This is a genomic window from Streptomyces sp. GB4-14 (assembly GCF_022696125.1).
Lineage (GTDB): Bacteria > Actinomycetota > Actinomycetes > Streptomycetales > Streptomycetaceae > Streptomyces > Streptomyces werraensis.
The window spans coordinates 2,283,651-2,304,529 of record NZ_RZHO01000002.1 but is presented as its reverse complement, the minus strand read 5'-3'; the positions used below and the strand labels follow the sequence as shown (position 1 = coordinate 2,304,529).

The following is a 20,879-nucleotide window of genomic DNA, read 5'->3' as shown; positions in this document are numbered from 1 at the left end:
TACTGAGTGAGCCGACTGGTCATCGGCCGTAGCACTGAGCCGGGGTTCCCCCCGTACCCACGGCTCGTGCACCTGGCGCGGGCGGGACACGTTCCCCCGGTCCCGCCCGCGCCCCTCTCTCCTCAGGCCGCAGGTCTCACCAGTGGACGACGACCTTGTCGCCGTCCCGCACCTGCTCGTACAGCCGCGCGATCGCGTCCTCGTCGCGCACGTTCACACAGCCGTGCGAGGCCCCCGCGTAGCCCCGCGCGGCGAAGTCGGCCGAGTAGTGCACCGCCTGCCCGCCGCTGAAGAACATCGCGTACGGCATCGGCGAGTCGTACAGCGTGGAGACGTGGTGCCGGGACTTCCAGTAGACGCGGAAGACGCCCTCCCGGGTCGGCGTGTACTCGGAGCCGAAGCGGACCGGCGTCGTCGACACCGTCCGGCCGTCGATCATCCAGCGCAGGGTGCGGCTGGACTTGCTGATGCACATCACCCGGCCGGTCATGCAGCGCGGGTCGGGCGGGTCGGCCGGCTGGCCGCCCATCAGATACAGCTCCCAGCGGCCCGGCTCCCGCGTCATGGCGAGCAGCCGCTGCCAGGTCACCGTGTCCGTCACGCCCGTCTCCGGCAGACCGCGCTTGCCCTGGAAGCCGCGGACCGCCTCCGCCGTCAGGTCGTCGTAGGTGCCGGTGGGGCCGTGGAAGATCCAGGCGATCTGCCGCAGCCGCGCCTGGAGTTCACGGACGTCCCGCCCCTCGTCGCCCGGCGACCACAGCACACGCGCCGGCGTCGGACGGCTGGAAGGGGCGACGGGCGGAGACTTCTTCGCGGGCGCCTGAGGCGTCCGGCTCGGCGACGCGGACTTCCCTGGCGCGTCCGGCGTCCGGGACGGCACCTCGATCCGCACCGGCGGCGCGCCCTTCCCGTCCGTCCCGGCCGGCTGCACCGTGCACCCGGCCGCACCCACCGCCATCGCGCCCAGCACCGCCAGGACGCCTGCGCCCTGCCTCCCCATGACCCTGCCGCGCACCCCGGCCCCCCCCGTCGTCCCGCCGCACCGGTCCCGCCCGGTCGTCATCCCGGTTCTACCCCGGACATGACCGGAGCGGAACAAGGAGGCATGGTGGGGAGTGACCGGATGCGACGGCCGCACAGGAGAAGGCCTTGTGAGCGGGGTCCCACGGAAGTTGTGAGGAAGGTCCCAGCGTGTGCCCCTCCACCGGGCCGCACGCGCACCGCTACAGTCCGTCGAGGGGTCGGCCTGTACTGGTGAGCAACTGGCGGGTGACCGGCGATCGGATCGAGCAACGCTGCTCAGCGGGAGGCATGAACATCATGGCGCGCGAGTCGGAGTCCGGACTGCCCATCGAACCGGTCTACGGGCCGGAGGCTCTCGAGGGCTGGGACCCGGCCGAGAAGCTGGGTGAGCCGGGCTCGTACCCCTTCACGCGGGGCGTGTACCCGACGATGTACACGGGCCGTCCGTGGACGATGCGCCAGTACGCCGGTTTCGGCACGGCGACGGAGTCCAACGCCCGCTACAAGCAGCTGATCGCGAACGGCACGATGGGTCTGTCGGTCGCGTTCGACCTGCCGACGCAGATGGGGCACGACTCCGACGCGCCGATCGCGCACGGCGAGGTCGGCAAGGTGGGTGTGGCGATCGACTCGATCGACGACATGCGGGTGCTGTTCGGCGGGATCCCGCTGGACAAGGTGTCCACGTCGATGACGATCAACGCCCCGGCCGCGCTGCTGCTGCTCCTGTACCAACTTGTCGCGGAGGAGCAGGGCGTCCCCGCCGACAAACTCACCGGCACGATCCAGAACGACGTGCTGAAGGAGTACATCGCCCGCGGCACGTACATCTTCCCGCCGAAGCCCTCGCTGCGGCTGATCGCCGACATCTTCAAGTACTGCCGTGCCGAGATCCCGAAGTGGAACACGATCTCGATCTCCGGCTACCACATGGCGGAGGCGGGCGCCTCGCCGGCGCAGGAGATCGCGTTCACCCTCGCTGACGGCATCGAGTACGTCCGCACGGCCGTCGCGGCCGGGATGGACGTCGACGACTTCGCGCCGCGCCTGTCGTTCTTCTTCGTGGCCCGCACGACGATCCTGGAGGAGGTCGCCAAGTTCCGTGCGGCCCGCCGGATCTGGGCGCGGGTGATGAAGGAGGAGTTCGGCGCGAAGAACCCCAAGTCGCTGATGCTGCGCTTCCACACGCAGACGGCCGGGGTGCAGCTGACGGCCCAGCAGCCCGAGGTGAACCTGGTGCGCGTCGCCGTGCAGGGCCTCGCGGCGGTGCTGGGCGGCACGCAGTCGCTGCACACCAACTCCTTCGACGAGGCGATCGCGCTGCCGACGGACAAGTCCGCCCGGCTCGCCCTGCGCACGCAGCAGGTCCTCGCCTACGAGACCGATGTGACCGCCACGGTCGACCCGTTCGCCGGCTCCTACGTCATCGAGAAGATGACCGACGACGTGGAGGCCGCCGCGGTGGAGCTGATGGAGAAGGTCGAGGACCTCGGCGGCGCGGTCAACGCGATCGAGCGCGGCTTCCAGAAGAACGAGATCGAGCGCTCCGCCTACCGCATCGCCCAGGAGACCGACTCCGGCGAGCGGGTCGTCGTCGGCGTCAACCGCTTCCAGCTCGACGAGGAGGAGCCCTACGAGCCGCTCCGCGTCGACCCGGCCATCGAGGCCCAGCAGGCCGAACGCCTCGCCAAGCTGCGCGCCGAGCGCGACCAGCAGGCGGTCGACACCGCGCTGGCCGCGCTGAAGAAGGCCGCCGAGGGCGAGGACAACGTCCTCTACCCGATGAAGGACGCCCTCAAGGCCCGCGCCACGGTCGGCGAGGTCTGCAACGCGCTGCGCGAGGTGTGGGGCACGTACGTGCCGAGCGACGCCTTCTAGGCTTCCAGGCAGCGTTCTCGCAGGTCGAGACAGGGGCGACGAGTGCCGCACGGCGTGCGACACTCCTTGCCATGTTCGGTGTCGTCGACCTTCCCACCTATCTGGCGGGCCTGGTGCTGATCATCCTGCTGCCCGGGCCCAACTCGCTCTACGTCCTGTCCGTCGCCGCCCGCCGCGGGGTGCGCTCCGGCTACACGGCCGCCGCCGGCGTCTGGTGCGGGGACGCCGTCCTGATGACGCTGTCGGCCGCCGGTGTCGCCTCCCTGCTGCAGGCGAACGCGGTCCTGTTCGGCATCGTGAAGTACGCCGGCGCAGGCTATCTGGCCTGGCTGGCCGTCGGGATGCTGCGCGCCGCGTGGGGCATGTGGCGCGGACGCGGGGAGGAGCGCGCGGAGGAGACTGCGGGCGCCGGGACGCCCCACGAGCGTCCGTTCCGCCGGGCGCTGGTCGTCAGCCTGCTGAACCCGAAGGCGATCCTGTTCTTCATCGCCTTCTTCGTGCAGTTCGTCGACCCCGCCTACGCCTACCCGGCCCTGTCCTTCGTGGTGCTCGGCGCGTTCGCCCAGATCGCGAGCGTGCTCTACCTCAGCGCGCTGATCTTCAGTGGCACCCGGCTCGCCGCCGCGTTCCGCCGCCGGCGCCGGCTGTCGGCGGGCGCCACCTCGGCGGCGGGCGCCCTGTTCCTGGGCTTCGCGGCGAAGCTGTCCACGGCGAGCGCGTAGGGCGTACGCGGACCGGGATCCACGGATGCGCCGTCAGGGCCTCACGAACCGGGCCAGGTAGGCGCCGAGCCCGTCCGGGGTGTCCCCGGTCCAGCCCACGTAGCCGTCCGGGCGGACCAGGAACAGGCCCGTGCCGTACGTCCCGTGGGACGGCCCGCGCACCAGCCGTACACCCTCTGGCGGTTCGGGGGCGTCCGTGCCCAGCGCCAGCAGGGTCCAGTGCGGGCCGCGGAAGGCGTCGAAGAGACGTGTGCCGTCCACGCGGCCGTCCGGGGCCCGGTCGCCCGCGCGCACCGGTCCCGGCTCGGCGCGCGTCTCCGCACTGAGGGCGGAGTCCCGGTACCCCAGGTCCAGTTGCAGGGTGGCCCCGCCGCGCTTCGCCTCGCCCCGGTGGATGCGGGTGGACAGGCCGAGCATGTCCGAGGCGACCGCCCGCCGCTCCTCCTCGTAGCTGTCGAGGAGGGACGGGTCCGCGCCGCCGGACAGCACCGCGCCCAGCTTCCAGCCCAGGTTGTAGGCGTCCTGCACGGAGGTGTTGAGGCCCTGGCCGCCGGCCGGGGAGTGCACGTGCGCGGCGTCGCCCGCGAGGAACACCCGCCCCGCCCGGAAGCGGTCGGCGAGCGCGGCGCGCGGCCGGAAGTCGGAGGCCCACAGGACCTCGGCGACGTCCTCGGCGGCGAGGTGGGTGCGGGCGGCCACGACCCGCCGTACGGCGTCGGGGGAGAGGTCCACCCGGGTGCCCTCGGTGAACCGGGCGACCAGCTGGAAGTCGTCCGTGCCGGCGAGCGGGCAGAGGGTGAGGAACTCGTCCCGGCCCTCGCGGGGCGGGAACATGTGCCACCAGTCCCGGTCGAGGCCCCTGACCCGCACGTCCGCCACCAGCATCGGCAGCGGGTCGACCGCCTCGCCGGTCATGCCGGCGCCGACCGCCCGGCGCACCGCCGACCGTCCGCCGTCCGCCGCGACGAGGTACCGGGCGCGCAGCGGCGGCCCAGCGGCGAAGTGGGCGGTCACGCCGTCCTCGTCCTGGGTGACGTCCGTGACCTCCCGGCCGTAGGCGATCTTGCCGCCCAGCTCCTCCAGACGGTCCCGCAGGATCCGCTGGGTGCGCCACTGCGGCACCATCCAGCCCTCGTACGGCGCCTCCTCGGTGGTCTCCACCGGGTCCATCAGGTGGTGCTCGCCCAGCCGCTTCCCGTCGCGCCAGAGCATGCCGACCGGGTAGCGGCCGCCGCCCGCCCGGACCGCGTCCAGCACGCCGAGGTCGTCGAAGACCTCCATGGTGCGCGGCTGGAGGCCCTTGCCGCGCGATCCGGGGAACAGTCCGTCCTCCCGCTCCACGACCAGCGCCGGGACCCCGCGCCGGGCGAGGTCGATGCCGAGGGTGAGGCCGGTCGGCCCCGCGCCCACGATCAGGACAGGGGTGTCGCTCATGATCCGTCTCCTTAACAGCGTTAAGTGGCCCGCCGCCCGAGCGTCTCCCTAACGGTGTTAAGTTGTCAAGCGTGAGCACCGAACGACGCGCGCCGCTGGACCGCCGACGGGTCGCCAGCACGGCGCTGAAGCTGCTGAACGAGGCAGGCCTCGACGGGCTGACCCTGCGCGCCATCGCCAAGGAGCTCGACGTCAAGGCGCCCGCCCTGTACTGGCACTTCAAGGACAAGCAGGCGCTGCTGGACGAGATGGCGACCGAGATGTTCCGCCGGATGACCGACGGCATCGAGCCCGACCCGGACGACAGCTGGCAGGAGCGGCTGCTGCGGGCCAGCCGGGTCCTGCGCCGCACGCTGCTCGCCTACCGCGACGGCGCCAAGGTGTTCAGCGGCACCCGCTTCACCGGCCTGGAGCACGCCGAGCAGCAGGAGGCGAACCTCCGGCTGCTCACGTCCGCGGGCCTCACCCTGACCCAGGCGGCCCGGGCGCTGCAGACGACGTTCCTCTACACGCTCGGTTTCGTCGCCGAGGAGCAGGGCGTCGAACCGATGCCCGGCGAGCGCCGCGAGGGCTTCGACGTCGAGGCCCGCGCCCGTCTGATGGCCGGCCATCCCCTCGCCGCCGAGGCCGGGGCGGCGCTCTTCGGCGACTACGACGAGCACTTCGAGGAGGGCCTCGCCCTGATCGTCGCCGGCATCGAGTCCCGCTACGGGACGAACTGAGGGGCCTCGGGGCGGGTGCCGGCCGGTGGGGGCCGCTCGCGCAGTTCCCCGCGCCCCTGGGTGGGTGGTCCGACCCGCGGGCTCAGAGGCTGACGGTGCCCGATGCCACCGTTCGCGCAGTTCCCCGCGCCCCTTTCGGCGCGCTTCCCGACCGGCGCCCTCAAGGGGCGCGGGGAACCGCGCGACGAGCCCCCACCGGCCCGCGGCCGGCGTCGCCCCCGAGCCCCGGCCGGCGCGCCGCCTACCGCCTCCCGCCCCGGCGGACCGCCCGGCCCACCTTCCGTTTCGCGCGCGCCGCGCGGACCCGGGCGCGGGTGGCCGGGCTGCTGCCCGGCAGCCCCAGTTCGGCCAGGCGCAGGGCCGGGAAGTACGCGGCGGGGCTGCCGGCGAGGTGGGTGCGCAGCCACTTCTCCGCCTGGTCCCGCAGCGCCGGATACGTCCGGGGCTGCATACAGAAGCCCATCGTCCGCACCAGCGGCTCCAGCGACGCGGGCGCCGCGCCCAGCACCGCCGGGGTCTCGTCCCGCTCCAGGTCCGGCACCAGGTGGTCGACCAGCGCCAGGGGTATGCGGTTGCTGTTCTGGTAGGGCCGCAGCCGGTCGAGGACCAGCGCCGTCCCCACCCGCGCCACCGGCACGTCGTAGTAGGCGGACGCGGTCACCATCGCCGTGGAGAAGCAGCCGACGACCAGCTCCGGGCGGGCGTGCTCGTACAGCGTCTCCGCGAGCAGCGGCGCGTCCAGCACGGTGAGCTGGACGCCCGCGTCGGCCGCCGCCTTGTGCAGGGCCGCCGAGTAGCCGGCGGGGGCGGTCGGATGGGGCTTGAAGACGATCGAGCGGTGACCGGCGCGCACCGCCCCGGTGAGCATGCGCACGTGCAGGTCCTCCTCCTCGCGCGCGCTCAGGATGTTGATCGCCGCCAGGTACTGGCCGAGCAGCACGGCCGTCGGCCGCTCCTCGCGCACAGGGGCGAGGAGCGGGTCGTCCGCCGCCTCCCGGGCGACCTCGTCCAGCACCGCGCGGAACGCCCCGTCCGGCACGATCACCGGCTCCACGTCGTACTCGGACAGCAGCAGCGGGCGCAGTCCGGGCACCAGGTCGAGATGGAGCAGGCGGCGGACGCGCCGGCCGAGGGTCAGCGGCAGCTTCTCCCGGGTCGGGCCGTAGCTCATCAGCCCGTCGGCGTACACGTCGACGGAGGCCTCGGAGAAGATCGCGACCAGCGCGCGGGCCGGGTTGGCCTGGATCGACTCGACGGCCAGGTCGACCCGGTCGTCCTCGCCGATGTTCCACAGCAGCCGCAGCGCCCGCTGCCACAGCACGGTGTCGGAGCCGCGCGGGCCCCAGGCGCTCGGGTGGTACGGGCTGATCGCCTCGTTCCAGCTCACCACCTCGTCGAAGCGGGCGGCCAGCGGGCCGTAGCCGTGCATCTCGTCCAGCCGCAGCGCGGTCTCCGGGACGGCGGCGTTGTGCGAGACCAGCAGGATCCGGCGGGCCTGTCCGCGCGGTCCGTACAGCCCCGCGTCCAGCGCCGCGGCCAGGGTGGCGGCGCCGTACAGGGTCGAGACCTGGAAGATCTGAGTCGTGCGGTCCATGGGTCAGGCAGCCTTCCGCCCGTCGCGCAGGCGGCCGAGGAGCCTGCTCCGGGTGCTGTCGATGGTGGCCAGGGTCTCCTCCAGCGCGTCCTGCGGCATGCGCAGCAGCGCCTGACGCGCCTCCTGCCGCAGCCGCGCCGCCGCCGACGGCTCGTACGCGTCCGCCTTGCCGAGATGGAAGGCGATCATGGCGCAGTAGGTGCGGACCGCCTTCAGCAGGAAGCGGTCGCACTCCGGGTCGTTCCGCACGTCTGCCAGCAGCAGGTCGTACGCCGGGATGAAGTCGAGCTGACGGTCGTCCTTGATCTGGGTGAGGGAGGTCGCGACACCCCGCCGGTAGAACACCCCGTGCAGTCCGAGGGAGGCGTAGCTGCGCGCCGTGAGGTGCAGCCGCCAGATCCACAACCGGTCCTCGGCGGTGCGCAGTTCGGTGACGAAGCGCATCCCGCCGTCCTCGAAGAGGCGCCGGCGGTAGACGCCCGCCCAGACGAACGGGTAGTCGACCATGGTCTCCGTGTCGGCGGGCGCGATGCCGTCGCGCGGGTCCATCACCGCGTTCCGCACCGGCGCCGGCGGCCGCTTGATCACCCGCTCGGTGCCGGTGACCTGCACATGGTCGGTGCGGGCGAAGTCGCAGCCCAGCTCGTCCATCGCCCGCACCAGCGCGGCGAGATGACGGGGCCCGTACCAGTCGTCGCCGTCGAGGAACGCCAGGTACTCCCCTTCTGCCGCGTCGATGCCGGAGTTCCGCGCCTGGGCGATCCCCCGGTTGGTGTCGTGCCGGATCACCCGCGCGCCCGGCAGCTTCTCCGTCCACCGCTCGATCACCCAGGGTGTGGCGTCCGTGGAGCAGTCGTCGACGATCAGGAACTCGACGTCGGGGTGCGCGTTGGCGGCGAGACTGCGCAAGGTGCTCTCCGCGAACGCCTCCACGTTGTGCATCGGGACGACGACGGACAGTTTCGGCACGGGGTTTCTCTCTTTCGGGACGGGAAGCGGCGGCGGTGCGGTGGGTCAGGCCGGGCCGAACACCTCTCTCAGCTCGCCGAGGTTGGCGCGGGTGACCTCCCACAGGGGCCGCTGCGCGGCGTGCACGTCCGCCACGGCGCCCGCGTGGTCGTCGAGGACCGCCGCCGCCCGCTCCAGGAGCAGCGGCCCGAGGTCCCGGTCGTGCACCGACAGCCCCCACTCCTCGCGGCCGATGTCGGACAGGAAGTACGCCAGCTTCGGGTGCGAGACGAGACTGAGGATGGGAGTGCCGCAGCCGAACGGGATCATCCCGGCGTGCCCGCGCATCCCGATCACCAGCCGGGACGTGCGGAACAGCGCGCGGATCTCGTCGTTCGTCCGCTCGTAGAGCTGCTCCACGGGCAGCGTGAGGCCGTGCACCCGGCGCAGGTCGTCCACGAACCGCTCGTCGGCGGGCATGTGCGCCGCGTACCGCACGTCCGCCCGCTCCCGCAGGCCGCGCAGCGCGAACGCCATCTGGGCGAGGAAGTGCCCGTAGTCGTGCCCGAAACGCAGCCCCGCGCGGTCGTACGCGCAGTTCACCAGCACCGTGTCGGTCCGCTCGGCCGGGTCGGTCCAGCCGGGCACCAGACGGCGGGCGACCGTGGTGGGGCAGGGCTGGTACCGCACCCTGTCCCGCAGCCCGGCCGGGAGCAGTTCGCGGACGCGGTCGATGGAGCCGTGGTTGCGCAGGCCGAAGAACGCCGACCGCTCGACCAGGACGCGCAGGCTCTCCGCGAACCGGGCGCGCCGGTAGGACTGGCCGTCGAACACGTTGTAGCCGACCGCGAACACCGCGAGCGGCGCGGTGAGCCGTTCCAGCAGATCGTCCGGGACGTTCCACTGCCAGTGGCTGTTGCCGTTGGGGGAGGTGTCCGGCAGGAACAGCCCGCCGCCGCCCACGACCACCCCGCGCCGCGCGTTCAGCTCCTCCAGCGCCGCCTCGTCGACCAGCCGGTGCACGGGCTGCGCGTACCAGCGGCGCGGTCCGGTGCCGGGCCCGAAGCAGAGCCGTACGGCCTCCGGGAGCACCTTGTCGCCGGCGTTCTCCCGCCCCTCCGCGAACAGCGCGACGTGCGCGAGCTGTTCACGCGCGTGCGCCGGCTCCCCGCCGTCCTCCGCCTGCTCCTCCTCCGCCCGGGTGCGGACGTGCCAGGCGTGGCAGCCGGCGTCGGTGGGGTCGGCGTCCAGGCCCTGGAGGGCGTACCGGCGGGCGTCCTCGTCCCGCCCCAGGATCCAGGCCAGGCGCGCCAGTTGCGCGTAGGCGCGGGGCGCGACGTCGGGGGAGGCCGCCGCGAGCAGCAGCCGCGCCTCCGCCTCCGCGTAGCGCGACAGCGCCATCAGGCACACGCCCAGCGTCTCCTGGCAGCGCGGCGCGTCCAGCCGGTCGCCCACCACCGGGGCGAGCACCTCGACCGCCTCGTCGTACCGTCCCTGCCTGCGGTGCACCTCCGCGACCGTCCGCGCCAGGTCCAGGGAGGGACGGGCCGCCAGCAGCGGCGGCGCGAGGTGCGCGAGCAGCTCGGGGTGCTTCTCGCCGGGCAGCGCGCAGTACGCGGCCCGGAACGCCTCGTCGTCGGTCTCGAACCGGCCCCGCGCCTCGGCGGCCGGACCCGACGCCGGCGCGCCGGACCCGACGGGGAAGCGCAGCACCGCCACGTCCGCCGGCACCGGCAGGTCGTCGCCCAGCCGGGCGGCCGGGAAGTCGTACCGCCCGTCCACCGGGGTCAGCACCTTCTCCAGCGCCGTCGCCGGGTCCTCGCCCGCCGCGAGCCGCGCGAGGAGCGTCTCGTCCAGGTCGGCGCGCTGCACCACCAGCAGGCCGTCGAGCGGCCCGCCCCGCACGTCGTCCGCGCCGGTGCGCGGCACCGCGCCGACCCCGTGCCGCAGCCGCAGCAGCGGACGGACGTCGCCGAGCACGACCGAGTCCGCGGTGAGGACGACGACCGTGTCGTACCCGGCCGGCCGCAGCAGGTCCGCGAGGCCTCCGTCGCGGCGTGCGACCACGCGCGGGTGCAGCCGGCGCAGCACGTCGAACTCCTCGTCCGGCAGGCCCGGGTGCAGCACCACGACGTCCTCGCAGACGTCGGGGGCCGCGAGGGCGAGGCTGCGCAGCAGGGCGGCCGTGCCGGGCAGTCCGGCGGCGTCGGTGCGGACGGCGAAGGCGATCCGGCGTCTGCCGGTGACGGCGCTCCGGTCGTCCGCCGGGGCGGTGTTCATCGCAGGGCGGTCCTCATCGTGCGGTCGTCGACGTGCGTGGCGCGGTCCCGGACCCAGGCGGCCTCCCGCGGCCGCAGCGTGCCGCCGCCGTCGAAGCCGATCAGGTCCAGGCGGGGGGTGACGTCCAGGAAGTCCAGCAGGCGCAGGACGGTGAAGGCGGTGGTGGTCCGGGCGTCCCAGCCGTCCTCGCCGAGCAGCGCCGGATCGTCCAGCGGGCGGCGCAGCGAGGCGTCCCCGACGTGGCTCTGCGCCCCGGCCGTCAGCCGCTGCCGCAGGGCGCGCCGCCAGGCGGCCGCCGGGTCGCCGAACACCAGCCGGATCCCGGCCGGGCGAGTCCAGGCGGGCCCCTCCCACGGGGTGTCGCCGCGCAGCGTCACCGCGTGCAGGCCGGTGCGCTCCCCGGTGCCCCCGGCGCGGATCCGGAACGCGTCGCAGCGCACCACGACGTCGTAGCCGTCGATCAGTTCGCCCAGCGTGCTGTCGCCCACCGCCGGGGCGTTGGAGACCAGGCACACGCTCCGGCCCGCGAGCAGCCCTCGCAGCCCGGTGACACCGACCGGCTCGGCTCCGCCGAGCAGCGGGTCGGGCAGCGCGGACCGCTCCAGCAGCCGCCGGTAGCCGGCGTGGAGCGCCAGCAGCCGCCGTACGGCGTCGTCCTGAGGGCCCCGCTCGGACAGGCGCGCCCGCACGAACGAGGCGAACTCGGCCGCCGTGACCGACGTGGTCCGGCCCGCCGGGGCGAGCAGTGTGTCCGCCGCCCCCGGGAACAGCGCGGCGGCCTCCTCCAGGCAGGCGCGGCGGCGGCGCAGCGTGGTGACCCGGCGGGCCACTTCACCGGCCGCCTCCGCGCCGAGCTCCAGGCAGCGGTCGTACGACTCCAGCGCCTCGGCCTCCCGGCCGAGCCGGTCCAGCGCGAGACCGCGCAGCCGCCAGGCGCCCTTTGACCGTTGCCGGATCTCCACGGCTGTGTCCGCGACGGCCAGCGCCAGATCCGGCGCGCCGGGACCGCCCGCCTCCAGGGCCCGCTCGCCGACCCGCAGCAGGGCGTCGAACGGGTCCGCCGACGGACTCGCGAGCGCCCCCGCGTACCCGCCGATCGCCCGGACCAGCCGCGCGCCGCCGGGACCCGTGCCCTCGCCGCGCTCGGCGAGGTGGTCACCGCACAGGCGCAGCCCCCGGGCGAGGAGCGCTTGCGCGGGGGCCTCCTTCCGCCGCGCCCTGAACAGTCCCGCCAGGGAGTTCGTCATCCGTGCCACCGTCCTCGTTCCGGACGCCGAATGTGCCCGAGCACGGCGGGCCGCCGGTGGCGTGAGGATGGACACTCGGTGAACAGTCCTCGGCGGGCGGCCGTCGGCCGCTCGCGCCCGGTCGCGCCTCATCTTCCGACCGCCTTCCGCAGCGCCCGCACCTGCCGCACCACCCGCCGGGCGGCCCGGCTCCGCGGCAGGAACGCCAGCCGGCGCGGCACACCCCCGGGCAGCCCCAGCGCGGTGAGCCGCCGCCGGGGGAACCACCGCGCTTCCCACGCGCCCGCCGCGAGATACCGCTCCGCCTCGGCCCGCAGCGCGGGACGAACCGGCGGGCGCATGGTGAACGCGAGGGCGCTCAGCAGCCCGTCCAGGTCGCCGGCCGCGGGCGCGCCGCCCGCCGCCCCGGGCAGCACCGCCTCCGCCAGCACCAGCGCGGCCCGCCGCGGATGGTGGTACGGCGTCAGCCGGCCCAGCAGGTGCTCCGTGCCGACGCGGGCGACCGGGAGGCCGTACAGGGCGGACGCCGTGAACAGCGCGGCCGACGCGCAGCCGACGACCAGCGCCGGGCGGGACGCCTCGTACAGCGCCTCCACCGGGACGGGCGTGTCCAGAACCGTGAGGTCCACGCCGAGGCGGCCGGCCTCGGCCCGCAGCCCGGCGGCGTGCCGGGACGGGGAGGCGGGGTGGGGCGCGAACACCACCCGGTCGTGGCCGCGTCGGGCCGCCGTCCGCACCATCTCCGCGTGCGGCGCGTCCTCCCCGCCCGCCCGGTCCGGCGGGCGCTCCCCGACCACCAGCGCCGCCCCCTCCGGCACCCCCGTCACCGCCGAGGCGACCTCCTCGGCCACCGCCCGGAAGGCGTCCGCCGGGATCGCACGCGCGGGCGCGCCGAACTCGCCCAGCAGCAGGGGCGTGAGGCCCTGCACCAGGTCCAGGTGCAGCACCTGCCGCACCCGTGTGCCGATCAGCGGGTCGAGCTTGCCGCGCGTGGGCCCGTAGCCCGCCGGGCCGGCCGCGTACACGTGCAGGGGAGCGCCCGTGAACACGCGGGCCACCGACTGCGCCGGCGCGGTGTCCGGGGCGCCGAGGACCAGCTCCACCCGGCCGTCCCCGAGCCCCCACAGCTTCCTGACGTACCGTTCCAGCAGCGGCACGTCCTCCGTGCGCGGCGTCCAGGCCGCCGGGTGGAAGGGCCGTATCGCCTCGTTCCAGGACAGCACGGCGTCGAAGCGGGCCCGCAGCCGTGCGAAGCCCGGCACCTCGTCCCACGGCGGGGCCGCCTCCGGCACCGGCGTGTCGTCGCACACCAGCAGCACCCTGAGCCGCGCCTGAGGCAGCAGCCCGGCCTCGGCAGCCGCGGCGGCCACCACGACGTCCGTCAGGCCGCTCGCGCAGACGATCTGTGTACCGGCCGCCCTCACGCGGCACCCCTTCCCGCGCGCAGCGGCGCCCGTCGCAGCCGGCGCAGCCGCGCCGCCCGCCCCGCGTCCATCGAGTCCAGCACCTCGTCCAGCACGTCCCGCGGCAGCCGCCGCAGCGCGTCCGCGCACAGCCGCCGCAACCGCGCGGCCACCGCCGGCTCGAACTTGTCCCGCTCGTCCACATGACGGTCCATCACCGCGCAGTACGTCCGCACCGCCTTCGGCAGCAGCCGGTCCGCGTCCCGGTCCGCCGCCGTCTCCGCCACCACCCGGTCGAAGGCCGGGACGAAGTCCAGCTGCCGCTCGTCCCCGACGCGGGTGAGGGAGGAGGCGACGCCCTTGCGGTAGAACACGCCCAGCAGGCCCACCACGGCGAACGACTCCGCCTCCCGGTGCAGCCGCCAGATCCACGGCCGGTCCTCCGCCGTGCGCAGCTCCTCCCGGAAGTGCAGCAGCCCCCGCTCGAGCAGCCGCCGGTGATACACCCCGGCCCACACCTGCGGATAGTCCACCGCGGTCGTCCGGTCGGCGGGCAGGATCACCTCGCGCGGGTCCAGCACCTCGTCCCGCAGCCCCACCGGGACCCGCCGCACGGACCGGGAGCGCCCGGTGACCCGCACGTGGTCCGTGCGCAGGAAGTCGCAGCCCAGCTCCTCCACCGCGGCGACCAGGTCGGACAGGTACCCGGGGGCGTACCAGTCGTCGCCGTCCAGGAAGGTCAGGTACTCGCCGGTCGCCGCGTCCAGACCGGTGTTGCGCGCGACGGAGATCCCGCCGGCGCTCTCCCGTCGGACATGGCGCACGCGCGCGACACGGGACAGCTCCTCGGCGGCCCTTTCCAGGAGCACCGGGGTGTCGTCCTCGGAACCGTCGTCGACCAGAACGAACTCGAAATCCGGGCGGGCATTCGCGCGCAGGCCGCCGAGGGCGTCCGGCGCGTATTGCCGGACATTGCGGAAGGGGACGATCACGGAAAGCTTCGGCACCCGGAAAACATTAGGAGAGTGCCCGGCGCGCTTTCTTTCCGCCGGCCGTACGGACCGTGAACTCCGTGTGTCGGTCCGGTGGACCGCGCCTACCTCGGGTGTTTTCCCGGGCCGGTTCGGCCTCCGGCTGTGTGTTGTTAACTTTTCGTTGAGACGCGGTTGGGCCGTTCGCGGAATTCGCTTCCTAGCTTTTCCGGCGTGCCAGCAAGTGCAACGAAGCCCCTCAGGGTGGCGGTCCTCGCGGATTCCGACACCCGCTGGAAATGGGGCACGCTCACCGCGAACCGCATCGCGCCGCGAGACATCCGCCTGGACGGACTCCTGCTGCGGGGCCGCGCCACCCCCACCCCGCGCCAGCTCGGCGAGGTAGGGGTCACCGCGGACTCGCTCCGCGAGGTCACCGCCGTCGAGTTCCTGCGCACGATGCGTGAGGAGTCGTACGACGTCCTCGTGCTCGCCCTGGTCGGCGGCGGGGTGCAGGCGATGCTGCACGGACTCAAGCGGATCTGGGAAGACCGGCCGCGGCGGCCCGTCGTCGTCACCGGCTACGTCGGCGTCGTCTACGAGAAGCTCGCCGACGGCCTGCTGCTGCGCCACGGCGCCGACCTGGTGCTGGCCAACTCCCGCCAGGACGCGGACCGTTTCCGTGCCGTGTACGACGGCGTGGGCGCCGACGCCTCCTCGGTGACCGAGGTCGCGCTGCCGTTCCTGGGCGGCGCCGCGTACGAGGGCGAACACGAGGGGCGCGGGCCCTACACGGTCGTGTTCGCCGCCCAGCCCTCCGTCCCGGACACCCGCAGGGACCGTACGTACCTGCTGGAGCGGCTGGTGCGGCACGCCCGCCGGCACCCCGAGCGCGAGGTGCTGCTGAAGCTGCGCTCCAAGCCCGGCGAACACACCACGCACATCGAGGAACTGCCCTACCAGAAGCTCGCCCAGCGGCACGATTTGCCGCCCAACTTCCGCCTCGTCTACGGGCACATGGGCGAGGTCCTGGACCGCACCGACCTGCTGGTCACGGTCAGCTCGACGGCCGCCCTGGAGTCGCTGCACCGGCGCATCCCCACCGCGGTCCTCACCGACCTCGGCATCCGGGAGGCGCTCGGCAACCACCACTTCGTGGGCTCCGGCTGCCTCGCCTCCTGGGACCAGCTCGACGACGGACACCGCCCGGAGCCCGACGAGGAGTGGCTGGCCCGGCAGGGCGTGGCGGCCGACGGCGGCTACGCGACGGCGTTCGACACGGCCCGCGCCCGCATCGCCGCGCTGCTCGACCGGCCCGGCGGGCTTCCGCCGATCACCCCGTACTACACCCCCGTCACCGCGCCCGGCTATCTGCCCGGCGTCCTCGCCCGCCACCACCTCGGCCCCGACGGGACGCCGCTGCCCGGCGCGCCCGCCGCGGACCGGGAGCCCGGCCCGGTCCGGCGGATCGTGCGCCGCACCGCACGCGGCGCCTACCGCCACGGCGTGCAGCGCGTGGCGCCCGTGATCCGCCGCATGGGCGAGCTGTGACCGCCCGCACCCCCCATCGAGGAGCTGACCCCATGTCCGACTCTCCGGCCGTCCGCCGGGTGCTCGCCGTCATTCCCGCGCGCGGCGGCTCCAAGGGCGTCCCCGCGAAGAACCTCGCCCCCGTCGGCGGTGTGCCCCTGGTGGCCCGCGCCGTACGGGAGTGCCGCGCCGCCCGGCACGTCACGGACGTGGTCGTCTCCACCGACGACGCGGCCATCGCCGAGACCGCGCGGCAGGCGGGCGCCGAGGTGGTCCTGCGGCCCGCGGCCATCGCCGGCGACACCGCCACCTCCGAGGCGGCCGTGCTGCACGCCCTGGACGCCCACGAGGCGCTGCACGGCGCCCGGGTGGACGTCGTCCTGCTCGTGCAGTGCACCAGCCCCTTCCTCACCCGCGAGGACGTCGACGGGGTGGCCGCCGCGGTCGCCCACGGCGGCGCCGACACGGCGGTGACGGTCGCCCCGTTCCACGGCTTCGTCTGGCGCGAGTCACATGCCGGGGCCGCCGGGGGAGGCCACGGCGTCAACCACGACAAGTCCGTGCGCCCCCGCCGTCAGGACCGCCCCCAGGACTTCCTGGAGACCGGCGCCGCCTACGCCATGGACGCAGCGGGCCTGCGCGAGCACGGCCACCGCTTCTTCGGCCGCACCGAGCTCGTGCGCACCGACCCGGCGCGCGTCCTGGAGGTCGACGACCCGCACGACCTCGCGCGGGCCCGCGCCCTCGCGCCCCTTCTCGACGCGGGCCGCACCGGCCTGCCCACCGCCGACGACATCGACGCGGTGGTCCTCGACTTCGACGGCACCCAGACCGACGACCGGGTGCTGATCGACGCGGACGGACGGGAGTTCGTCTCCGTGCACCGCGGCGACGGCCTCGGCATCGCCGCCCTGCGCCGCAGCGGCCTCAAGCTGCTGATCCTGTCCACCGAGCAGAACCCGGTCGTCGCCGCGCGCGCACGCAAGCTCAAGCTCCCCGTGCTGCACGGCGTCGACCGCAAGGACCTCGCCCTCAAGCAGTGGTGCGAGGAGCAGGGCATCGCGCCCGAGCGCGTGCTCTACGTCGGCAACGACGTCAACGACCTCCCGTGCTTCGCCCTCGTCGGCTGGCCCGTGGCGGTCGCGAGCGCCCACGACGCCGTACGCGGCGCCGCCCGTGCGGTCACCACCCTCCCCGGCGGTGACGGCGCGATCCGAGAGATCGCCGGCTGGATCCTCGGTCCCTCTCTCGATTCCCTCCCCCAGTAAGGAAACCCCTGGTCATGAGCACCAACTCCCGCATCCGCACCCTCGGTTCCCGCGAGGCCGGCCCCGGCCGCCCCGTCTACGTCACCGGCGAGATCGGCATCAACCACAACGGCGACCTCGACAACGCCTTCAAGCTGATCGACGCCGCCGCCGAGGCCGGCTGCGACGCCGTCAAGTTCCAGAAGCGCACCCCCGAGATCTGCACCCCGCGCGACCAGTGGGACATCGAGCGCGACACGCCCTGGGGCCGGATGACGTACATCGACTACCGCCACCGCGTGGAGTTCGGCGAGGACGAGTACCGCCAGATCGACGCGTACTGCAAGGAGAAGGGCATCGACTGGTTCGCCTCCCCGTGGGACACCGAGGCCGTCGCCTTCCTGGAGAAGTTCGACGTGCCCGCCCACAAGGTGGCATCCGCCTCCCTCACCGACGACGAGCTGCTGCGCGAACTGCGTGCCACCGGCCGCACGATCATCCTCTCCACCGGCATGTCCACCCCGAAGCAGATCCGCCACGCGGTCGAGGTGCTCGGCAGCGACAACATCCTGCTCTGCCACGCCACCTCCACCTACCCGGCCAAGGCGGAGGAGCTGAACCTGCGGGTCATCAACACCCTCCAGCAGGAGTACCCGAACGTCCCGATCGGCTACTCCGGCCACGAGACCGGCCTGCAGACCACCCTCGCCGCGGTCGCCCTCGGCGCCTGCTTCGTCGAGCGCCACATCACCCTCGACCGCGCCATGTGGGGCTCCGACCAGGCCGCCTCCGTCGAGCCGCAGGGCCTGACCCGTCTGGTCCGCGACATCCGCACCATCGAGGCCTCCCTCGGCGACGGCGTGAAGAAGGTCTACGAGTCCGAGCTCGGCCCGATGAAGAAGCTGCGCCGTGTCACCGGCGTGGTCGCCGAGGCGGAGATCGCCACGGCCGCCGGCGAGCCCGTCTCGGTCTGACCCGCCCTCACCCACCCCTACGACGGGAACGGTCGTACGTCGATGAGCCCCCGCGCCGGCCGCACCGGCCCCCGCACGCTCGCCTTCGTGGAGAGTCCGGTCCAGCTGCTCAACGTGCTGGAGTGGGCGCACGCCCACGCGCCCGGCGCGGGGCTCGACCTCGTGGTGCTGTCCCCGGTCGACCCGATGACCCGCGGCCAGCTCCGCCGCATGGCGGAGCTGGCCCGCGAGGAGGGACACGACGTCCGCTGGGAGGAGGCGCGCGGGGGCGCGAGCGCCCCGCTGCGCACCATAGGCGGCCTCGCCGTGCCCCTGCGCCGGGCCCGGCGGGTCGTCCTCGGCGACCCGTTCTCCCGGTACGTGCAGCTGTTGCTGACCATCACCCGGGCACCCGAGGTGGTGGTCGTCGACGACGGCACGGCGACCATGGAGTTCGCGGGCCAGCTCGCCCGCGGCGAACGCCTGGTGCGCTGGCACCGCAAGGGCGGCCGCCCCGGCCCCCGCGACCTGGTGTTCGCCCCCGTGTCCGCGGTCGCCCGGCGCCGGCTCAGCCCCGGCCGGGACCGCACCGTGGAGGTCTTCACCTCCATGCCGATGGCGGACGTCCCGCCCGGCGTCACCGTCCGCGCGCACACCTTCGCCTGGACCCGCGACCGCTTCGGACCGCCCCGCGTCACCCAGGGCGCCGATCTGGTGGGCACCTCCCTGGTGGAGACGGGCGTCGTGGACGCCGACGCCTATGTGCGGGCGGTCGGCGGCCTCGCCCGCACCCATGGCGCCCGCCGCTACTTCGCGCACCGCCGCGAGACCACCGAGAAGCTGCACCGGCTGGCCGTGGAGACCGGCCTGGAGATCGTCCGCCCCGAGCTCCCCCTGGAACTGGTCGCCCGCCGGGGCCCGGTGGGCCGCACGGTGGTCAGCTTCCCCTCCACCGTCGTCCACACCCTGCCGCTCGCCCTGGCCGGCACCGGAGTGCGGATCGCGGTGTGCGACATCGACCCGGCGTGGCTCACCGCCCACGCCTCCCCGCGCGCCCAGGGCTTCCTCGCCGACGTCGTCGGCACCGCGCGCGACGCCCACCCGGTGCGGCCCGCCACACCCCCGGGTCCTGACCCGCTGTCCGCCAGATGAACCGTCCGGCGTGGGTTGGGCCGGACGTGGTAACCGTGGGAAGTACGGATGGTGCCGACGCCCGCGCGGGTACTGTGACCGGCCTCATGGCCCGGCAGGCCGAGCGCCCCTACCCTCCCAAAAGGGCGGTGAGTGTACCCATCTCGCTGAACAGCTATGCGTAGGGCAGCCGGATTATCTCCCTCCAACGGGCTGATTTTTCTTGATCAGGGGTCGGTGGAGCGCTTCGGAGCCCTACTCTTCAAAGGGTGAAGCCACTGATGTCACTGGAGTCCGAGATCGATCTCCCCGGGGGAGCGGTGCTCCCCGGCGCGCTGCCCGAGGCACTGCGCGCGGAACTCGTGGCGTTCCGGCGAGACCTCCACATGCACCCGGAGCTGGGCAACCAGGAGTTCCGTGCGACCGCCGCGATCAAGGAGCGCCTGCAGCGCGTGGGCCTGAGCCCCCGCGTACTCTCCAGCGGGACCGGGGTGATCTGTGACATCGGGACGGACGAGGAGGCCGGCACCGACGCCGCCATGCTCGCCCTGCGCGCCGACATCGACGCCCTGCCCATCCCCGACATGAAGACCGGCTGCGCCTACCGGTCCACCGTGCCCGACCGCGCCCACGCCTGCGGTCACGACGTGCACACCACCGTGGTGCTCGGCGCCGGCCTGGTGCTGGCCGAACTGCACCGCCAGGGCCTGCTGCCCCGCCCGGTCCGGCTGATCTTCCAGCCCGCCGAGGAGGTGCTGCCCGGCGGCGCCGCCGACGTCATCGCCGACGGGGCGCTCGAAGGCGTCGGCCGGATCCTCGCCGTGCACTGCGACCCGCGGGTCGACGCCGGCAAGATCGGGCTGCGCCAGGGCGCCATCACCTCCGCCTGCGACCGGCTGGAGATCGCCCTGGAGGGCCCCGGCGGCCACACCGCCCGCCCGCACCTGACCACCGACCTGGTCACCGCCGCCGCCCGGGTCGTCACCGACGTGCCCGCGCTGGTCGGCCGTCGGGTCGACACCCGCAGCGGGCTCGCCGTGACCTGGGGCCGGGTCGAGTCCGGCCACGCGCCCAACGTCATCCCGCAGCACGCCGAGCTCTCCGGCACCGTCCGCTGCCTGGACCTGGAGACCTGGCGGCAGGCGCCGGACATCGTGGTCGCCGCCATCGACGAGGTGGCCAATCTGCACCGCGCCAAGTCGGAGATCAACTACGTGCGGGGCGTCCCGCCGGTCGTCAACGAGGCCGGGGCCACCGAGCTGCTGCGCGACGCGATGATCGCCCGCCGCGGCACGGAGGCCGTCGAGGGCACCGAACAGAGCCTGGGCGGCGAGGACTTCTCCTGGTACCTGGAGCGCGTCCCGGGCGCCATGGCCCGCCTCGGCGTCCGCACCCCCGGCGAGCGCGTCGTGCGCGACCTGCACCAGGGCGACTTCGACGTGGACGAGCACGCCATCACCGTCGGAGTGGAGCTGTTCACCGCCGCGGCCCTGCTGGACGCGCTGCGGTAGACGGCGTACGTGTGAGGACGGCGGCCGTGTCCCTGGCGGACACGGCCGCCCCCTTTCCCGTGCCGCCTCCGCCCGGCCCCCTCCGCTTGCGGCCCGGTCGCCGGGGGTGCAGCGTGGGGCCGTGCAGACGCGTATGCCCGGTTCGCTCCCCTGCGACCCCCTGGTTCACAAGGGCGTAACCGGCCAGCGGCACGAATGGATAACGGCCCCGCTCGACCCCGTTCCCAGGAGTGTCTACGCGCGTTAATGTGCGCCGAACCGAGCACCCGCTGCGGGGCTTTGGAG

The 20,879-nt window shown here is 74.1% G+C and carries 16 protein-coding genes; 8 read left to right on the top strand and 8 right to left on the bottom strand.

The features are described from left to right. Positions 1 to 136 precede the first annotated feature (136 nt). The gene (locus ELQ39_RS11530) at positions 137 to 1,000 is read right to left on the bottom strand and encodes a L,D-transpeptidase family protein (RefSeq protein ID WP_225643075.1); all 864 of its coding nucleotides are present in this window, start codon (positions 998 to 1,000) and stop codon (positions 137 to 139) included. Positions 1,001 to 1,320: 320 nt separating this feature from the next. Here ELQ39_RS11530 and ELQ39_RS11525 point away from each other — a divergent pair, with 320 nt between their 5' ends. Beyond that, a complete protein-coding gene (locus ELQ39_RS11525) occupies positions 1,321 to 2,901 on the top strand; it encodes an acyl-CoA mutase large subunit family protein (protein WP_242595585.1) in 1,581 nt (526 codons plus the stop codon). 71 nt (positions 2,902 to 2,972) lie between these two features. Continuing rightward, a complete protein-coding gene (gene leuE / locus ELQ39_RS11520; RefSeq protein WP_190002297.1) occupies positions 2,973 to 3,623 on the top strand; it encodes a leucine efflux protein LeuE in 651 nt (216 codons plus the stop codon). Between the two features lie 33 nt (positions 3,624 to 3,656). Here the strand turns inward: leuE and ELQ39_RS11515 are convergent, their stop codons facing one another. Further along, a complete protein-coding gene (locus ELQ39_RS11515) occupies positions 3,657 to 5,057 on the bottom strand; it encodes an FAD-dependent oxidoreductase (protein WP_242591839.1) in 1,401 nt (466 codons plus the stop codon). A gap of 71 nt (positions 5,058 to 5,128) precedes the next feature. On the opposite strand from ELQ39_RS11515, the gene ELQ39_RS11510 reads away from it, so the two are divergent. Continuing rightward, complete coding sequence (locus ELQ39_RS11510) at positions 5,129 to 5,779, top strand: TetR/AcrR family transcriptional regulator C-terminal domain-containing protein (RefSeq protein WP_242591838.1); 651 nt, start codon at positions 5,129 to 5,131, stop codon at positions 5,777 to 5,779. Positions 5,780 to 6,020: 241 nt separating this feature from the next. On the opposite strand, the gene ELQ39_RS11505 is transcribed toward ELQ39_RS11510, so the two are convergent. The 6 genes from ELQ39_RS11505 to ELQ39_RS11480 all read right to left on the bottom strand — a co-directional run bounded on the left by ELQ39_RS11505 (position 6,021) and on the right by ELQ39_RS11480 (position 14,258). Next, a complete protein-coding gene (locus tag ELQ39_RS11505; protein ID WP_242591837.1) occupies positions 6,021 to 7,373 on the bottom strand; it encodes an alpha-2,8-polysialyltransferase family protein in 1,353 nt (450 codons plus the stop codon). Positions 7,374 to 7,376: 3 nt separating this feature from the next. Continuing rightward, positions 7,377 to 8,342 (bottom strand): glycosyltransferase family 2 protein, encoded by a 966-nt coding sequence (locus tag ELQ39_RS11500; protein WP_242591836.1) that lies wholly within the window; start codon positions 8,340 to 8,342, stop codon positions 7,377 to 7,379. Positions 8,343 to 8,387: 45 nt separating this feature from the next. Then, a complete protein-coding gene (locus ELQ39_RS11495) occupies positions 8,388 to 10,601 on the bottom strand; it encodes a polysaccharide pyruvyl transferase family protein (RefSeq protein ID WP_242591835.1) in 2,214 nt (737 codons plus the stop codon). Beyond that, the gene (locus tag ELQ39_RS11490; RefSeq protein ID WP_242591834.1) at positions 10,598 to 11,848 is read right to left on the bottom strand and encodes a tetratricopeptide repeat protein; all 1,251 of its coding nucleotides are present in this window, start codon (positions 11,846 to 11,848) and stop codon (positions 10,598 to 10,600) included. The genes ELQ39_RS11495 and ELQ39_RS11490 overlap by 4 nt, the downstream gene beginning before the upstream one ends. 128 nt (positions 11,849 to 11,976) lie before the next feature. Beyond that, on the bottom strand, positions 11,977 to 13,272 hold the full coding sequence (locus ELQ39_RS11485) for an alpha-2,8-polysialyltransferase family protein (protein WP_242591833.1): 1,296 nt from the start codon (positions 13,270 to 13,272) through the stop codon (positions 11,977 to 11,979). Then, on the bottom strand, positions 13,269 to 14,258 hold the full coding sequence (locus ELQ39_RS11480; protein ID WP_242591832.1) for a glycosyltransferase family 2 protein: 990 nt from the start codon (positions 14,256 to 14,258) through the stop codon (positions 13,269 to 13,271). The genes ELQ39_RS11485 and ELQ39_RS11480 overlap by 4 nt, the downstream gene beginning before the upstream one ends. Positions 14,259 to 14,456: 198 nt before the next feature. Here ELQ39_RS11480 and ELQ39_RS11475 point away from each other — a divergent pair, with 198 nt between their 5' ends. The 5 genes from ELQ39_RS11475 to ELQ39_RS11455 all read left to right on the top strand — a co-directional run bounded on the left by ELQ39_RS11475 (position 14,457) and on the right by ELQ39_RS11455 (position 20,594). Next, positions 14,457 to 15,773 (top strand): DUF6716 putative glycosyltransferase, encoded by a 1,317-nt coding sequence (locus ELQ39_RS11475; RefSeq protein WP_242591831.1) that lies wholly within the window; start codon positions 14,457 to 14,459, stop codon positions 15,771 to 15,773. Between the two features lie 32 nt (positions 15,774 to 15,805). Then, a complete protein-coding gene (locus ELQ39_RS11470) occupies positions 15,806 to 17,020 on the top strand; it encodes a cytidylyltransferase domain-containing protein (protein ID WP_225626054.1) in 1,215 nt (404 codons plus the stop codon). Between the two features lie 14 nt (positions 17,021 to 17,034). Continuing rightward, the gene (locus ELQ39_RS11465; RefSeq protein ID WP_006133408.1) at positions 17,035 to 17,973 is read left to right on the top strand and encodes an N-acetylneuraminate synthase family protein; all 939 of its coding nucleotides are present in this window, start codon (positions 17,035 to 17,037) and stop codon (positions 17,971 to 17,973) included. 42 nt (positions 17,974 to 18,015) lie between these two features. Next, positions 18,016 to 19,104 (top strand): hypothetical protein, encoded by a 1,089-nt coding sequence (locus tag ELQ39_RS11460; protein WP_190002309.1) that lies wholly within the window; start codon positions 18,016 to 18,018, stop codon positions 19,102 to 19,104. 260 nt (positions 19,105 to 19,364) lie between these two features. Next, complete coding sequence (locus tag ELQ39_RS11455) at positions 19,365 to 20,594, top strand: M20 family metallopeptidase (protein WP_242591830.1); 1,230 nt, start codon at positions 19,365 to 19,367, stop codon at positions 20,592 to 20,594. Positions 20,595 to 20,879 lie beyond the last annotated feature (285 nt).

Coding starts and splice junctions, on each gene's coding strand:
- ELQ39_RS11515 (WP_242591839.1), bottom strand. CDS start 5,057: ATGAGCGACACCCCTGTCCTGATCGTGGGCGCGGGGCCGACCGGCCTC.
- ELQ39_RS11495 (WP_242591835.1), bottom strand. CDS start 10,601: ATGAACACCGCCCCGGCGGACGACCGGAGCGCCGTCACCGGCAGACGC.
- ELQ39_RS11455 (WP_242591830.1), top strand. CDS start 19,365: ATGTCACTGGAGTCCGAGATCGATCTCCCCGGGGGAGCGGTGCTCCCC.
- ELQ39_RS11470 (WP_225626054.1), top strand. CDS start 15,806: ATGTCCGACTCTCCGGCCGTCCGCCGGGTGCTCGCCGTCATTCCCGCG.
- ELQ39_RS11505 (WP_242591837.1), bottom strand. CDS start 7,373: ATGGACCGCACGACTCAGATCTTCCAGGTCTCGACCCTGTACGGCGCC.
- ELQ39_RS11465 (WP_006133408.1), top strand. CDS start 17,035: ATGAGCACCAACTCCCGCATCCGCACCCTCGGTTCCCGCGAGGCCGGC.
- ELQ39_RS11525 (WP_242595585.1), top strand. CDS start 1,321: ATGGCGCGCGAGTCGGAGTCCGGACTGCCCATCGAACCGGTCTACGGG.
- ELQ39_RS11490 (WP_242591834.1), bottom strand. CDS start 11,848: ATGACGAACTCCCTGGCGGGACTGTTCAGGGCGCGGCGGAAGGAGGCC.
- ELQ39_RS11530 (WP_225643075.1), bottom strand. CDS start 1,000: ATGGGGAGGCAGGGCGCAGGCGTCCTGGCGGTGCTGGGCGCGATGGCG.
- leuE (WP_190002297.1), top strand. CDS start 2,973: ATGTTCGGTGTCGTCGACCTTCCCACCTATCTGGCGGGCCTGGTGCTG.
- ELQ39_RS11460 (WP_190002309.1), top strand. CDS start 18,016: ATGAGCCCCCGCGCCGGCCGCACCGGCCCCCGCACGCTCGCCTTCGTG.